Source organism: Pseudomonas sp. SAR267, from assembly GCF_052077595.1.
Classification (GTDB): Bacteria; Pseudomonadota; Gammaproteobacteria; order Pseudomonadales; family Pseudomonadaceae; genus Aquipseudomonas; species Aquipseudomonas vlassakiae.
Map to the genome: position 1 here is coordinate 5842625 of NZ_JBQIHU010000001.1, position 13545 is coordinate 5856169.

General features: G+C 62.9%; 11 protein-coding genes. 9 read left to right on the top strand and 2 right to left on the bottom strand.

Annotated features, from left to right (window positions below; all coding sequences use genetic code 11):
* Positions 1-9 precede the first annotated feature (9 nt).
* Together ACTORR_RS27640 and ACTORR_RS27645 are read right to left on the bottom strand one after the other, a co-directional pair.
* Complete coding sequence (locus ACTORR_RS27640) at positions 10-2610, bottom strand: glycosyl hydrolase family 5 (RefSeq protein WP_441344094.1); 2601 nt, start codon at positions 2608-2610, stop codon at positions 10-12.
* 4 nt (positions 2611-2614) lie between these two features.
* Entirely contained in the window at positions 2615-4141 is a 1527-nt protein-coding gene (locus ACTORR_RS27645; RefSeq protein ID WP_313364343.1) for an O-antigen ligase family protein, read from the bottom strand.
* Between the two features lie 482 nt (positions 4142-4623).
* Between ACTORR_RS27645 and ACTORR_RS27650 the strand changes: the two genes are divergently transcribed.
* The 9 genes from ACTORR_RS27650 to ACTORR_RS27690 all read left to right on the top strand — a co-directional run bounded on the left by ACTORR_RS27650 (position 4624) and on the right by ACTORR_RS27690 (position 13439).
* Positions 4624-6087 carry an FAD-dependent oxidoreductase gene (locus tag ACTORR_RS27650; protein WP_054885426.1) on the top strand — a complete coding sequence of 488 codons (1464 nt, stop codon included), beginning with the start codon at positions 4624-4626 and terminating at the stop codon, positions 6085-6087.
* A gap of 121 nt (positions 6088-6208) precedes the next feature.
* Positions 6209-6826 (top strand): acyltransferase, encoded by a 618-nt coding sequence (locus tag ACTORR_RS27655; protein ID WP_054885425.1) that lies wholly within the window; start codon positions 6209-6211, stop codon positions 6824-6826.
* A complete protein-coding gene (locus tag ACTORR_RS27660; protein ID WP_054885424.1) occupies positions 6819-7775 on the top strand; it encodes a glycosyltransferase family 2 protein in 957 nt (318 codons plus the stop codon). The genes ACTORR_RS27655 and ACTORR_RS27660 overlap by 8 nt, the downstream gene beginning before the upstream one ends.
* An 8-nt stretch (positions 7776-7783) precedes the next feature.
* Positions 7784-8308 (top strand): serine O-acetyltransferase, encoded by a 525-nt coding sequence (locus ACTORR_RS27665; protein ID WP_054885423.1) that lies wholly within the window; start codon positions 7784-7786, stop codon positions 8306-8308.
* 28 nt (positions 8309-8336) lie between these two features.
* The gene (locus tag ACTORR_RS27670; RefSeq protein ID WP_313364342.1) at positions 8337-9314 is read left to right on the top strand and encodes a glycosyltransferase; all 978 of its coding nucleotides are present in this window, start codon (positions 8337-8339) and stop codon (positions 9312-9314) included.
* A gap of 7 nt (positions 9315-9321) precedes the next feature.
* Entirely contained in the window at positions 9322-10269 is a 948-nt protein-coding gene (locus ACTORR_RS27675; protein WP_262109486.1) for a VirK/YbjX family protein, read from the top strand.
* A 22-nt stretch (positions 10270-10291) separates the two neighbouring features.
* Positions 10292-11497, top strand: a complete 1206-nt coding sequence (locus ACTORR_RS27680; protein ID WP_054885421.1) for a glycosyltransferase — start codon at positions 10292-10294, stop codon at positions 11495-11497.
* Positions 11491-12678, top strand: coding sequence for a glycosyltransferase family 2 protein (locus tag ACTORR_RS27685; protein WP_313364340.1), 1188 nt, complete (start codon positions 11491-11493; stop codon positions 12676-12678). Before ACTORR_RS27680 ends, ACTORR_RS27685 begins: the two co-directional genes overlap by 7 nt.
* A complete protein-coding gene (locus tag ACTORR_RS27690; RefSeq protein ID WP_313364339.1) occupies positions 12678-13439 on the top strand; it encodes a WecB/TagA/CpsF family glycosyltransferase in 762 nt (253 codons plus the stop codon). The genes ACTORR_RS27685 and ACTORR_RS27690 overlap by 1 nt, the downstream gene beginning before the upstream one ends.
* The last annotated feature ends 106 nt before the right edge of the window (positions 13440-13545 follow it).

Below are 13545 nucleotides of genomic sequence, written 5' to 3' on the forward strand. Positions count from 1 at the left end.
CGATATGCCCTATTTCAAGAACAGCCAGTTGGCCATGTGCTGGCCATCGAACGTGATCAGGTAGCGCCCATCCTTGTAGCTCGCCGGCAAGGCATTTTCCTTGCCATCGCTGCTGCGGCTGTAGAGTTTCAGGCCTGCCGGCGCCTTGATGCTCAGGCTGCCCTCGAGTGGTTCGACATGGAAGGGCGTGACGTCTTCGGGCCTGGGGATGGCGCGGCTGCCCAGTGAAATGAGCAGGCTGCGCGACTGGGCAAGCGGCTTGCTGTCCAGGCTTTGCACCACGACACTGGCATAGCCGGTTTTCAGCTGGACCTGAATGTCGCCGACATTGAGCGACTGGCCGCCCAGCCAGCCGCTCGCCGCTTGGGTCATGGGCGTATCGATGGTGTAGAGGCCCTGCTGCCAGTTGTGGCGCAGCTCGCCGCTGTCGCTTACGGCTTCGCTGGCATTGGCTTCGATCAGTGACTGCCCCGGGTCTTTCAGCACCTGCGCGTCGGCCGGCAGCGTGCCGGCCTGCAGCCACGGCAACTGCTGGGTGTGCGGCATGGCGATCTGCAGGCGGCCTTTTTCCATGGCCGTGCGCAACATCACCGAATTGGCCGGCGAGATGTCCTGGTTGAACAGCGTTTCTGCCGTGGGCGCAAAGACGTAGCGGGTCTTGGCCTGGTGCACGTCCTGGCGCCGATAGAGCAGGGCGGCGGCGGGGAGGGTGGCGATCAGCCCTGGGTCGTTGTAGGCGTTCCAGTTGTCGGCCCGGCGCCATTGTTCGAAGAATGCCTGCTGGCTGTAGGCGTACTGCATGATCGCGTCCCAACCCTGGTGGCTGCCGGTGCCGGCCACGTACAGCGGCAGCGTGTGGCGGTCAGGCAGGGGGAAGGGTTCGGCGTTCCACTCGGTGACGGTCATCGGCTTGCCCAGTACTTGCGCCGCACCCAGCCAGTTGATCATGCCGTCGCTGCTCAGCGGGTTCTTTTCCAGTTGGCCGAGGCCGCCGTAACTGTGGGCGTCGACCACATCACCTGCAGTCAGTGCAGGCAGCGAGGACAAGCCATTGAGGCCCCAGGTGCTGGTGGTGGCGATCGGCACCTTGACGCCCAGCGTGCGCAGGTAACCGATCATGTCGGCATAGAAACGCTGCTCCAGGTCGTTGAGGAACAGCTTCGAAGGGCCATGCTCCCAGGCACGCCAGGTCTTGTCTGCGGGCAGGTCATGGCGCTCGGCAAAGGCCTTGGCCTGGTCCATGTAGAGCTTGCTGTGCCTGGGTACATCCTTGTCGGGTAGCAGCGCGTTGCCAAAGTGGTGGGTGACGTCGTTCTCATTGGTGATCAGCACGGCGGCAATCGCCGGGTCATCCTTGTAGGCCAGCCCGGTGTAGCTGTTGACGTGGGTCAGGTACTGTTCGGCAAAGCGCTTCAAGGCCTGCTGCATGCTGGTGTTGACGAACAGGTAGCCCTTGAGGCCGGCGACACCATGGTCCTTGGGCAACTCGTCGAAGCCATAAATGTTGTCAGCGGCCGTGACTGGCCGCGACACATGCAGGTCGAGCCAGACATAGATGCCTTCGTCCTTGAGGCTCTTGATCCACAGGTCGATCTTCTTCAACGACTCGGCGCTGAGCGTTTGCGTGTCCTTGATCTGTTGCAGGTCGCCGAAAATGTTGGGGGTCACCCAAGGGGAGTCGTGATGGTGCAGGCGCACAAGGTTGAAACCCAGCGCCGACAGGCGCTTGGCCTGCAGCCTGATTTCCTCGTCGGGCGTACGGAACAGCGAATAGGCCGACAGGTTGGTCCCCCAGAAGCGTACCGGTGTGCCGTCGGCAAACACCAGCTGCTCACCCTCGGCCTTGACGAAGCCGCGCTTGCCGGCCGGTTTCTCCGGCGCGTTGAGGAACGACAGGTCAACCGGCGAGGTGCGCCAGTCGAGCTGGTCATCTGGCCAGGTGGTGGGGTCGCTCATGCCGAAGCGTTCCGTGGCGGTCTGGCCGATGGTGATATCCCCGGTCACGCTCAGTTGCGCCTTGATTTGCTGCTGCCCAGGCTTGATCGGGTCGGTGTAGAAGAAGGTGCGCACCTGGTCGGTGTTGCCGCGTTCGAAATAGACCTTGGCCAGCGGTGGATCGAAGCGCATTTCGACGTGCGGCCCTTGGGGGTTCTTGCCCCACGCCCAGCCGCGGTTGTCGGGCAACAGCACCGGGTCGCCCATTTCCCCGGCAATCAGTGTGGGGTCGAAGCGCCAGACGATACCGCCGCCCATCACGTCGCTCTGCCGGCTGTGCGCCTGCAGGTCGAAGTCCCAGCTGAGGGTTTGTGCCTGGGGCTTGTGGATGACGGCCTTGAGGTCGAAGTCCAGGTCCTTGTTGGTGCCGCTCAGCATGTAACGGTAGGGGCCATCGACCTTGAGCGTCGGATAGAACCCGGTCCAGCCCCAGTTCGCGCCCCAGAAGTCAAAGCTGGAAACAAACGTCGGGCCACCCCCGTGGGTCAATGTGGGCAGGCCATTCTGTTCGTCGACACGCACTACCCACTCGGATGCCCAGGCGCCCACTGGCAATGCCAGCAGGCCGACCAGTAGCGATGTGCGGGTCCATGTACACAGGGCAAGGCTGGGCATCGAACTACCTCGGTTGAAGGCTGATGGTGGTCACCTGGCGGGGCTCTTCAATGGCCTGTCGGCGCATCATCTGTATGTAGGCGACGCTGAGCCCGGCTATCGACCAGTACACGATCGGGATGACGGTGATGCTGCTGACGGTGAAAATGGTGACCAGGATCCCCAGCAAGGTCGCCAGCAACACACGCCCCAGCAGGCGGTATGGGTCAGCGTTATCGCTGATCGCGCGTACCGCCCGGTAGATACCCAGCAGGATGCAGGCGAAAAAGCCGAGGAACAGCCCCAGTCCCACCAAGCCGATGCGCAGGGCCAGGCCGACGTAGGTGTTGACGATGTCGATGATCCCTTCGCCCTGGATCATGGACTGCATTTCCGGGGTGCTGCGGTAATCGAAGGAGCCGAACAGCGGATTGCGCTGGATGACGATCCACGAATTGTCGAGCAGGCGTTGGCGGTAGGTGATGTTCTCTGTGTCCACTTTGCCGATGAAGGGCAGCAGGTCGAGTATCTTGTCGCCACCGGGCATCACGCTCAGCAGCGGTATGCTCAATACGCCGGCCAGGGCCAGCAATGCCAGGCGTGACACCGCGTGCCGGCCCAGGGCGATGAACACCACCACGATCACCCCGGCGCCGATCCACGGGCCGCGCGACAGTGGCGCAAACAGCCCGGCAGCCAGGAGCAGGGCGCCCAGGTAGCGGTGCGCAGGCCGCTGCACGAAGTGCTGGACGAACAGGAACAAACCCACGGCCACCGCCATCACGTAGCCGAGCACGATGGCCTGGCCGGTGGTGACACTGGCTCGCAGCGAGCCTCCACGGCTCAGGTAGGCCTTCATGTCCCATTGCAGGCCCAGGGCATCGAGCAGGGCGTTGTACAGCAGCCAGTGACGGACATACTCGGCGACCCCGAGCAGCGCCAGGAGGAAGCCAACCAGGACGAACGCGAGCATGGCGTCCTTGAAGTCATTGAGTTCGCGCAAGCCACGACTGGCCACGTAGTAGGGCAGAAACACATCGATGTACAGGCTCAACACCTGGCGCAGCGTGTCGGTGACCGTCGTCTCGCGTAGCGCCAGCACGCTGGTCAGTACCAGGCTGGCCAGCAGCAGCTTGTCGGGCAGCAGCCGGCCGAAGCGAACGCTCTCGCTTTGCCTGCTCAGCACCAGCGCAGCCGGGAGCAGTACGCACAGGGTCAGTACCCGTTGGTGATTGATGTCGAACAGGTAGTTGATCACGCCAAAGCCAGGTATTTCGGTCATGGCCGGCGGGATCAGGAACAACAGCATGAAAAACAGCGCCAGCGGGTTGTGCTCACGTCGCCTGGCGACCAGCAGGATGACCGTGGCGGCTGCGGCATACACCCAGAAACTGTGGGCGAAGAACGCCATCAGGGTCAGGGTGAACCATAGATTGCGGCGCCGTTTGAAGTCCGCAACGGCGATCAGATCGGCCGCCGGACGGCGGGCCATGAAGAAAACCACACTGGCCACAAGCAGAATGACGACCAGGGCTCGCAAATGTTCTGGCATGGGCTGTAGGCACCTATCCCTCGGTGGGCTGGATGAAGGCTAGCATCGTGGCTAAATGAAACTATAGTGACTTCTAGCCATTCGGTCGGAGATTGAAGTCATGCAGTCGATTGGAGTCATGGCGATGCGAACATTCCAGCACAGGCGAGTGGCGTTGGTTATGCCTATGATTGCGATAGGGGTGCCTTGTTGACGCGCGTTTCCGATTGATCCTGATGGTCGCCCGGCAAGGCCCGCAGCAGTGCGCGGGGCATAAGAAAAAACCAACGGTATGGGGCTGTGATCATGGGGAAGCTGCAGTTTTGTACTTCTTCGCTGGGGCGCAGAAGCTTTGTTCGCAGTTGTGTCTTGTTGAGTGCCGGGGCGGCCGTGTTCGGTGTCTGCGCCAACGCCAGGGCAGCGCCCAACCCTGAGCCCAAGGGCGGTTTCGTCATCATCAATGGTTGGGTATTGCCGGTCGGATACTTCCAGGATGGACGCTCATGATCAAGGATTACGACGCCGACAAAAGCCTGCGAAACGCCTACGATTTCTGCATCCTGGGCGCAGGCCCTGCGGGGATCACCCTGGCGTTGCGCCTGGCCGCGGCCGGCTGGAGCGTAGCCTTGCTCGAAGGTGGCGGGCGCGAATACACGCCGCGCTCGCAGGCGCTGTACAAGTGCACCTCCACTGGCCTCGAGCTGTACCCCGGGGAAGCCCGCCTGCGTTACCTGGGCGGCACCTCCAATCACTGGATGGGCCGCTGCCGGCCTTTCACTGCTTCTGATTTTGCCGTGCCACCACCCGTCGACATGCCGGGTTGGCCAATCCCCTATGCGGAAGTCGAACGCTATCTGCCAGGCGCCATGGAAATCGTCGATCTGCCACAGGGCGCGGAATTTCGCGCGGTGAATGCAGGCCTCAACGGTGGAGATTTCGATGCCGACCGCTTTCTGCTCAGCCCGCCAACGCGCTTTGCGCAGAAGTACGCCACGGCGCTCAACGAAACGCCTGGGCTGGATGTATTCATCAACTGCAACTGTGTCGACCTGCTGTTCGATCAGGCCGCTGGGCAGCTCAAGGCCGTGCAGGTTTCCGACTACGACGGCAAGCGCCAGCCTGTCAACGCGCGCAATTACATCCTCGCCATGGGGGCCATTGAAAACGCCAGGCAACTGCTAAACAGCCAGTCGCTGGTGCAGGCCGGCGTGGTGCACAAGGACGGGCTGGTTGGGCGGTGCTTCATGGAGCACCTGAATATCGACATGGGTACCTTCGTCCTGCGCAGCGGCGAAGACACGGAGCCCCGCCAGTATTTCACCACCGATGCCTTCGTCGCCGAGTATCACGCCGGTAAAGGCAATGTCCTGGCGTCTGTGCTGGCCGATGTGCGCACCTACGGGCGTACGGCTGAGGTGAAGTACTTCCTGGAAAACCTGGCCTGCGAAATGGGCGTGGCCAGCAAGATCGAATTCGTTGCCAAGTTCAGCTGCCCCGGCGATGGCGTGATCAGCACCCTGATCGAGCAGTTCCCCAACGTGCAGAGCCGCATATCGCTGCTGGACGAGCAGGACGAGCTGGGGGTGGCCAAGGTCAACGTCAACTGGGTACTGAGCGCCAGCGACCGGCACACGATCAAGTGCATCGGCAGTGAACTGGCCAAGCAGTTCGCAGAAATGGGCCTGGGTTTCGTCAAACTGAACGACTACGTCTACGACACCAGCCTGCCGTTGAGGTTGTCACCGCATGCGCATCACATGGGCACCACGCGGATGGCGGCCAATGCCAAGGACGGGGTGGTCGATACCAACTGCAAGGTGTTTGGCATTGAAAACCTTTATGTCGCCGGCAGCAGCGTGTTCGCTACCGGCGGGGCTTCGAACCCGACCATGCCACTGCTGCAATTCGCCTTGAGGCTGGCCGACCACCTCAACGAGAAGATGCGTGCGGCAAAGGCGGCGGCCTGAGCCGGTTGAACTGAAACAGCGGTGTGCAAGGGTTGAGTGCAACAGGGTCAACACTCACAAGAACGAGACCGTGTTCGCCTCAGGGACAGTCCAGGGTTGCTTGATTTGCGAGGCTTGCCATATGTTTGGATGGATACGCAGTGCAGTGGCGCATTATGCCAACACCACCGGGCGGGGCGTGACGGCCTACCTGAAACTCTGTAAACCCACTCCGCGGCAGTGGGGCGAGTTTCAGCATCGATGGGGCAAGTTCTATTCGGTGGGCAGCAACTTTCACATGAATGTCGGTTGCAACGTCACCGACCCGGCCCTGGTACGCATCGGCAATAACGTCGGCTTGTCCGACTGCACATTGATTGGCCATGACGGCGTGGTGGCGCTGATCGAACTCTGTTATGGCAGAAAGCTCGACTCGGTCGGTGTCATCGACGTCAAGGACAACAGTTTCGTGGGCCACGGCGCAATCGTCATGCCGCGAGTGACCATCGGGCCAGATGCGGTGGTGGCTGCCGGTGCGGTGGTGACCAAAGACGTAGCGCCCGGGACGGTGGTCGGCGGCAACCCGGCCAAGTTCATCTGTACCACCGAAGACCTGATCAAGCGGGTCGAAGCGCGCTGCAACGCCTACCCCTGGATAGACCTGATCAAGCAACGCAAAGGCTCCTTCGACCCGTCGCTGGAGTCAACCCTGGCGATGCACAGGCGTCGCTATTTCTTCGGGGACGGCAGCAATGGATAAGAAGCCTGTCGACGTGATGGTGGTCAACTTCAACACCGCAGCGTTGCTGCAACCGATGTTCGATGCGCTGCGCGCCGCAGGGGGTGAGGCATTGGCCAGCTACCTGGTGGTGGACAATGCCTCGGTTGACGATTCTGTGGAGCGTCTGGGCAAGGTCTGCCCGCAAGCCCTGTTGTTGAGCAACAAGCTCAATGTCGGGTTCGGCCGCGCCAACAACCAGTTGCTGGCACACTTGCAGGGCAAGTACGCGCTGCTGCTCAACACTGACGCCTTTGTGGCCGCCGACAGTCTGCAGAAAACCATCGACTACATGGACGCACACCCTGAGTGCGGCATTCTGGGGGTACGCCTGGTGGGCCGGGAGGGTGACCTGCAGCCGAGCTGTCGCTATTTCCCGACCCCCTTGAACGTGTTCGTCGGGCGCACCGGGCTCCAGCGTTTCTTCCCCGGGCTGAAAATGGTCGATGAAATGGACTGGGACCACGCCTCGGTGCGTGAGTGTGACTGGCTGCCCGGCTGCTTCTATCTGGTGCGCCGCGAAGTGCTGGATCAGGTAGGCCTGTTCGACCCGCGCTACTTCCTTTATTACGAGGAAGTGGACCATTGCAAGCGGGTAAAAGCGGCCGGCTGGAAAGTGGTGTACTTCCCCGATACCACCGTGGTGCACATCGGCGGAGAAAGCTCCAAGTCGGTGGCTGAACTGGAAGCGGCGAGCCGGCAGATCTCCGGCTACCAGATCGAAAGCGAACTGTTGTATTTCCGCAAGCATCACGGTGCAGCGGGGCTGGCCTTGCACATGCTGCTGGTGAGCCTGGGCGACCTGGTGCTGGCGCTCAAGGCATTGCTCAAGGGCCGCGGCCTGGCCGCGATCAAGGCGTGCTGGCGGCATACCCGCGCCACCTGGTCACTGCTGTTCAAGACCCAGTTTGCCAGCCAGCCCACACGGTAGGTGAAACCATGTTCGATAACATCCGTGCAGACTTGCGCGCTCATGGTGGTGACTGGGGCGCCCAGGGGTTCTGGGTACTGCTGGTCTACCGCTTTGGCCGCTGGCGCTATGGCGTGCGCCCGGCCTTGCTGCGCAAACCGTGCTCCTTGGTCTACAAGGTGCTGTTCAAGTTCGTGCAGATCATCACCGGGGTCGAGCTGCCCTGCGAGGTGGTGATTGGCCGCAATTTCGTCATCGACCACTTCGGCGGCATCGTCATCAGTGGCTATGCGCGTTTTGGCGACGATTGCCGGATCCGCAACGGCGTGGTGGTAGGCCTGAAGAATGTCGACGAACCCATTGCCCCGGTATTCGGCAACAACGTCGACATCGGCGCTGGCGCCAAGGTGCTGGGCAATATACGCATCGGTAACAACGTGGCGATAGGCTCGAACGCGGTGGTGCTGACCGATGTGCCGGACAATTGCCTGGCAGTAGGGGTACCCGCGACCATCAAGGCACGCAAGCACAGTGATGCGATGCAGTACACCTGACCTGGCCCGCAACTGACGAGTGACGCCGATGAAGACAGGCATTGGAGTGGTGGTGATCGGCCGCAATGAAGGCCAGCGCCTGGAGCGCTGCCTGTTGTCGCTGATGGGGCGTGCGGATCAGCTGGTGTATGTGGATTCCGGCTCCTCCGATGGCTCGGTACAGCTGGCGAAGCGGCTGGGCGTTGAAGTGGTGGCGCTGGACATGACGCAACCCTTTACCGCCGCACGCGCACGCAATGAAGGCTTTGCCTGCCTGCAAGGCATCGTGCCCGGCATCCGCCATGTGCAGTTCGTCGACGGTGACTGCGAAGTGGATGCCGGCTGGCTGGGCAAGGCCCAGGCGTTTCTCGACCAGCACCCGGACGTGGCGGTGGTGTGTGGCCGCCGACGCGAACGCTTCCCCCAGCGTTCGGTGTACAACCTGCTCTGCGACCTCGAATGGGATACCCCCGTAGGGGAAGCCAAGGCCTGTGGGGGCGATGCCCTGATGCGAGTCGATGCCTTCATGGCGGTGTCCGGTTTTCGCCCGGAACTGATTGCCGGTGAAGAGCCGGAGCTGTGCGTGCGCCTGCGTGCAGGGGGCTGGAAGATCTGGCGCCTGGCCGATGAAATGACTCTGCACGATGCCGCCATGACCCGATTCGGGCAATGGTGGCGGCGAAGCCTGCGTGCCGGTTATGCCTATGCCGAAGGCGCCTACCTGCATGGGCAGACGCCGGAGCGCCATTGGCTGCGCGAGTCACGGCGCGCCTGGTTGTGGGGCCTGAACCTGCCACTGGCGATCCTGGCGGTGAGCCTGTTGTCGGGCGGCTGGGGGCTGTGGTTGTTGCTGGTCTATCCGATGCAGATCGTGCGCCTGGCCCGCCGCGGTGGGCGCTCGACGCGGGAGAACTGGTGGCAGGCGGTGTTCCTGGTAGTGGGCAAGTTTCCGGAAATGCTCGGCCAGGCGAAGTTCCTGCTCAACAGGTATGCGGCCGGCAAGGCGCTGCTGATCGAGTACAAATGACATGACGATGACGTTCAGATCGCTGGCCAGGAGCGTGCTCACCTTGCAGCCCGGCTATTCGCTGCGCGCGCTCAACAACAAGTTCAAGCTGACAGTAGCCATGGCCCGGGAGTGGTCCGGCCTGCAGGCGTTCGCCCAGCGCATGTCGCAGGCCCTGGGCCAGGAGCGCTTCGAGCGATTGGGCGTCGACTGCATCGGCGTGGTTCAGTGGCCTTACATCAGCAAGTGCTGGGGCGCCCCGCAGCGGCTTGAAGCGGTGGCGTCGCACTACGAAGTGGTGGCCGCGCACTGTGCCCCGTTGCTGCTGTTGCGACGTGACGAGCATCGGCAGCTGTGCGACCTGTCGGCATACGCCAGCGGTTGCAGCCTGGTGCTCGACCGGCCGATCTGGTTTCAGCGCGAAGGCGAGCTGGTGGTCAACCTGTTCCAGGGCGATCTGCGGGTGGCTTCGCTGGCCTTTACCCTGTGCCGGGAAGCGGCGGGCGTGTGCCTGTACATCGGCGCCGTGCAGGGCATCCACAAGGGCGTGGACAGCGACACCTCGCTGACCATCTACCGGGAGCTGACCAAGGATTTCGAAGGCTTGCGCCCCAGGAGCCTGCTGATCGAGGCGATCAAATGCGTGGCGAGGACGGTGGGGGCCGAGCGTATCTACGCGGTGGGGGACCAATACCGCCACCATCGCCATCCCTATTTTGGCGCCGACAAGCACCAGGACCTGGCGGCCAACTACGATGTCATCTGGCAGGAAAATGGCGCCGGGCCATCGGACCGCGAAGACTTCTTCAGCATTCCCTTGGCCCCCGCACAACGCGCGGCAGAGGACGTTGCAGCGAAGAAACGGGCCATGTACCGCAGGCGCCATGCGTTGCTGGATGACGTGTTTGGCCAGATACAGGCCGCCTTGGCCGGCAGCCCGGTGCAGCAGGCCAGGGCAGACCTGGTCATCCCGTAAACGGACACAGATTCGGGGCTCTATGCGTATCGCCTATTTCATCAATCAGTATCCCAAGGTCAGCCACAGTTTCATCCGCCGCGAAATACAGGCGCTGGAGCGCCAGGGCATCGAGGTTCAGCGCATCGCCCTGCGAGGCTGGGATGCCGAACTGCACGACCCTGAAGACCTGGCCGAACGGGGCAAGACCCGCTATGTGCTGGAGCAAGGGTTGAAGGGGTTGCTGAGACCGCTGTTCGACGTCGTGCGGGCACAACCCAAGCGTTTTCTTGGCGCACTGCGCCTGGCGCTTCGCCTGGGCTGGCGCGCTGACCGCCCATGGCCCTACCACGTGGTCTACCTGGCCGAAGCATGCCGTTTGCTGCAATGGCTGCAGGCATCCGCTGCGGAACATGTGCATGCGCATTTCGGCACCAACTCGACCGAGGTGGTGATGCTGGCCAATGCCCTCGGCGGGCCGGCCTACAGCTTCACCGTGCATGGACCGGAAGAGTTCGACAAGGCGCAGATCCTGCATCTGGGCGAGAAGGTGCGCCGGGCCGCTTTCGTGGCGGCTGTCAGCTCTTTCGGTCGCAGTCAGTTGTATCGCTGGGTGGCCCATGAGCATTGGGACAAGGTCAAGGTGGTGCATTGTGGCCTGGAGCGCAGCTTCCACGAGGGGGTTGCACTGGCGCCGCCCGCCGCGCCCCGGCTGGTATGCGTGGGGCGGCTGTGCGAGCAGAAAGGCCAGTTGCTGCTGGTCGAGGCGGCCCGCGCTCTGGCGAGCCGGGGCGTGGACTTCAAGCTGGTGCTGGCTGGCGATGGTGAGATGCGCGGCCCGATCGAGGCGCTGATCGCCCGGTACGGCTTGCAGGCGCAGGTGCGTATCACGGGCTGGATCAGCAGTGCGCAGGTGCGCGATGAAATCCTCGCCGCGCGTGCCCTGGTGCTTCCCAGCTTTGCCGAGGGCTTGCCGGTGGTCATCATGGAGGCCATGGCGTTGCGTCGGCCGGTCCTTACCACTTACGTGGCAGGCATTCCCGAACTGGTCTGCCAGGGTGACAACGGCTGGTTGTTCGCGGCAGGTTCCGTCGAGGCGTTGACCGAGGCCATGCTCGACTCCCTGCAGCAACCGGTGGAGGTGCTGCAACGCATGGGCGAGGCTGCTTGCCAGCGCGTGCTCGAGCGCCACGACATCGACACCGAAGCAGCGCGGTTGGTCAGCCATTTCAGGGGGCCGACATGCTGAACCTGTTGAGCGGGTTGCTGGGCTTGGCGGCGTTGCTGGTGCTGATGCCGACCCTGGTGCTGTTTACCCAGGTGGTGCTCGCCTGTTTGCCTGCGCCTGCGCGGGTTGCCCGGCAAGCTAAGCGTGCCAGGGTGGCAGTGCTGGTGCCGGCGCACAACGAGGCAACGCTGATCACCTCCACGCTGGCCAGTATCACGCCGCAATTGCGCGAGGGCGACCAGTTGCTGGTGGTCGCCGACAACTGCACGGACCAGACTGCGAACCTGGCCCGCGCGGCGGGCGCGCAAGTGGTCGAGCGCCAGGATCTCCAGCGGCGTGGCAAGGGCTACGCGCTGGACTTCGGGGTGCAGCACCTGCGCCAGTCGCCCCCAGAGGTGTTGATCATCATCGACGCCGACTGCCAGCTCGGCGCGGGTGCGCTCAAGCAGTTGGCGCACTGTTGTGTCGACTATGCCCGGCCGGCACAAGCGCTGTATCTGATGCATGCGCCTGCCGGTGCAGGGTTGAAGGTGCAGGTGGCTGCCTTTGCCTGGCGCGTGAAGAACCTGGTCCGCCCACGGGGCTGGGCTCGGCTGGGGATGCCTTGCCAGCTGATGGGGGCGGGCATGGCATTTGCCTGGCAAGACCTGTCGGCCCTCAACCTGGCGACCGGGCACCTGGTCGAAGACCTGAAGCTGGGCCTGGAGTGTGCCGCACTGGGAAAACCGCCATTGTTTTGCCCGGCCGCCGTCGTCAACAGTCACTTCCCGACCAGCCAGGAAGGCCTGAACATCCAGCGCAAGCGTTGGGAGCATGGGTACCTGGGTGTTGTGCTGGCTGAGGGGCCCAGGCTTTTCGGCCAGGCACTGGTGCGACGTAACTGGCCGCTGTTGGGCATGGCCATGGACCTTCTGGTACCGCCGCTGGCCTTGCTGTCCTTGCTGCTGATGGTGCTGTTCGCGGTCGCCTGGCTGGCATTCGGCGTGTTCGGCGTGCTGCTGCCGGCGCTCCTTGCCACGCTGGCGTCGGGCCTGCTCGGGGCCGCTGTATTGTTGGCGTGGGGGCGCTTTGCACGAGAGCTGATCCCGTTTTCGGTACTGCTGTACGCGCCGTTCTATGCGGCGAGGAAAATCCCCCTGTACCTGGGGTTCCTACTCAAGCGCCAGGTCGACTGGGTGCGATCGAAGCGGGATGACAGCTGATGCGGGATTGGACAGGGTTGCAACGCTGGGACACGGTCATCGGCAAGCTGCGGTTGGTCCAGGATGCAACGGATGAGCAATGCCTGCTCGCGACGTTAGGTTCACCTCAGCGGGCAACCATACTGGCTTTCGTCAACGCCCATGCCATGAACCTGGTTGCCGGCAAGGCTGATTACTGCCAGGCACTCTCGGCCGCTGACGTGCTGCTGCGCGACGGTGCCGGCATGGCGATATTGCTGCGGCGCCTGGGACTGCCTCCTGGGCTGAACATGAATGGCACGGACTTCATCCCCAAGCTGCTGACGGCCTTCAATGGCAGGCGCGTGGCATTCTGGGGAACCCGTGAACCGTTCCTGTCCGAGGCCGCGCAACGCTGCGAAGCGCGCTATGGCGTGCACGTGGTGTCACGGCATGAGGGTTTCGCCGAACTCGACACTTACCTCGGCCTTGCCCAGGCACAACAGCCTGCGCTGATCGTGCTGGGCATGGGAATGCCCAAGCAGGAACAGCTCGCCGCTCGCCTGGCGGCGCTGGATTGCCCCTGCCTGATCGTCTGCGGCGGTGCCATTGTCGACTTTCTGGGTGGCAAGGTGGCGCGAGCGCCTTCCTGGGTGCGCCGCCTGAACGGTGAGTGGGTGTTCCGGTTGCTCAAAGAGCCCAAGCGCCTGTTTGCCCGTTATGTGCTGGGTAATCCGTTGTTCCTGTTGCGTGCGCTGCTTTATACCAGAGCGCCTGGGCAGCGAGCACAACGGCGAAGCTGAATGCTGCCTGTCGGGGCGGTCGATGAGCCCCCGCAGCAAACGCCGGGTACTGCTACAGTGATATCAATCGAGGCGGGGCGCCTTGCTGCGAATTTTCAAAGGATTT

What these genes read in the sequence shown, in the direction of transcription:
- ACTORR_RS27640 (WP_441344094.1), bottom strand. Translation starts at nt 2,610, where the DNA reads ATGCCCAGCCTTGCCCTGTGTACATGGACCCGCACATCGCTACTGGTC.
- ACTORR_RS27645 (WP_313364343.1), bottom strand. Translation starts at nt 4,141, where the DNA reads ATGCCAGAACATTTGCGAGCCCTGGTCGTCATTCTGCTTGTGGCCAGT.
- ACTORR_RS27650 (WP_054885426.1), top strand. Translation starts at nt 4,624, where the DNA reads ATGATCAAGGATTACGACGCCGACAAAAGCCTGCGAAACGCCTACGAT.
- ACTORR_RS27655 (WP_054885425.1), top strand. Translation starts at nt 6,209, where the DNA reads ATGTTTGGATGGATACGCAGTGCAGTGGCGCATTATGCCAACACCACC.
- ACTORR_RS27660 (WP_054885424.1), top strand. Translation starts at nt 6,819, where the DNA reads ATGGATAAGAAGCCTGTCGACGTGATGGTGGTCAACTTCAACACCGCA.
- ACTORR_RS27665 (WP_054885423.1), top strand. Translation starts at nt 7,784, where the DNA reads ATGTTCGATAACATCCGTGCAGACTTGCGCGCTCATGGTGGTGACTGG.
- ACTORR_RS27670 (WP_313364342.1), top strand. Translation starts at nt 8,337, where the DNA reads ATGAAGACAGGCATTGGAGTGGTGGTGATCGGCCGCAATGAAGGCCAG.
- ACTORR_RS27675 (WP_262109486.1), top strand. Translation starts at nt 9,322, where the DNA reads ATGACGTTCAGATCGCTGGCCAGGAGCGTGCTCACCTTGCAGCCCGGC.
- ACTORR_RS27680 (WP_054885421.1), top strand. Translation starts at nt 10,292, where the DNA reads ATGCGTATCGCCTATTTCATCAATCAGTATCCCAAGGTCAGCCACAGT.
- ACTORR_RS27685 (WP_313364340.1), top strand. Translation starts at nt 11,491, where the DNA reads ATGCTGAACCTGTTGAGCGGGTTGCTGGGCTTGGCGGCGTTGCTGGTG.
- ACTORR_RS27690 (WP_313364339.1), top strand. Translation starts at nt 12,678, where the DNA reads ATGCGGGATTGGACAGGGTTGCAACGCTGGGACACGGTCATCGGCAAG.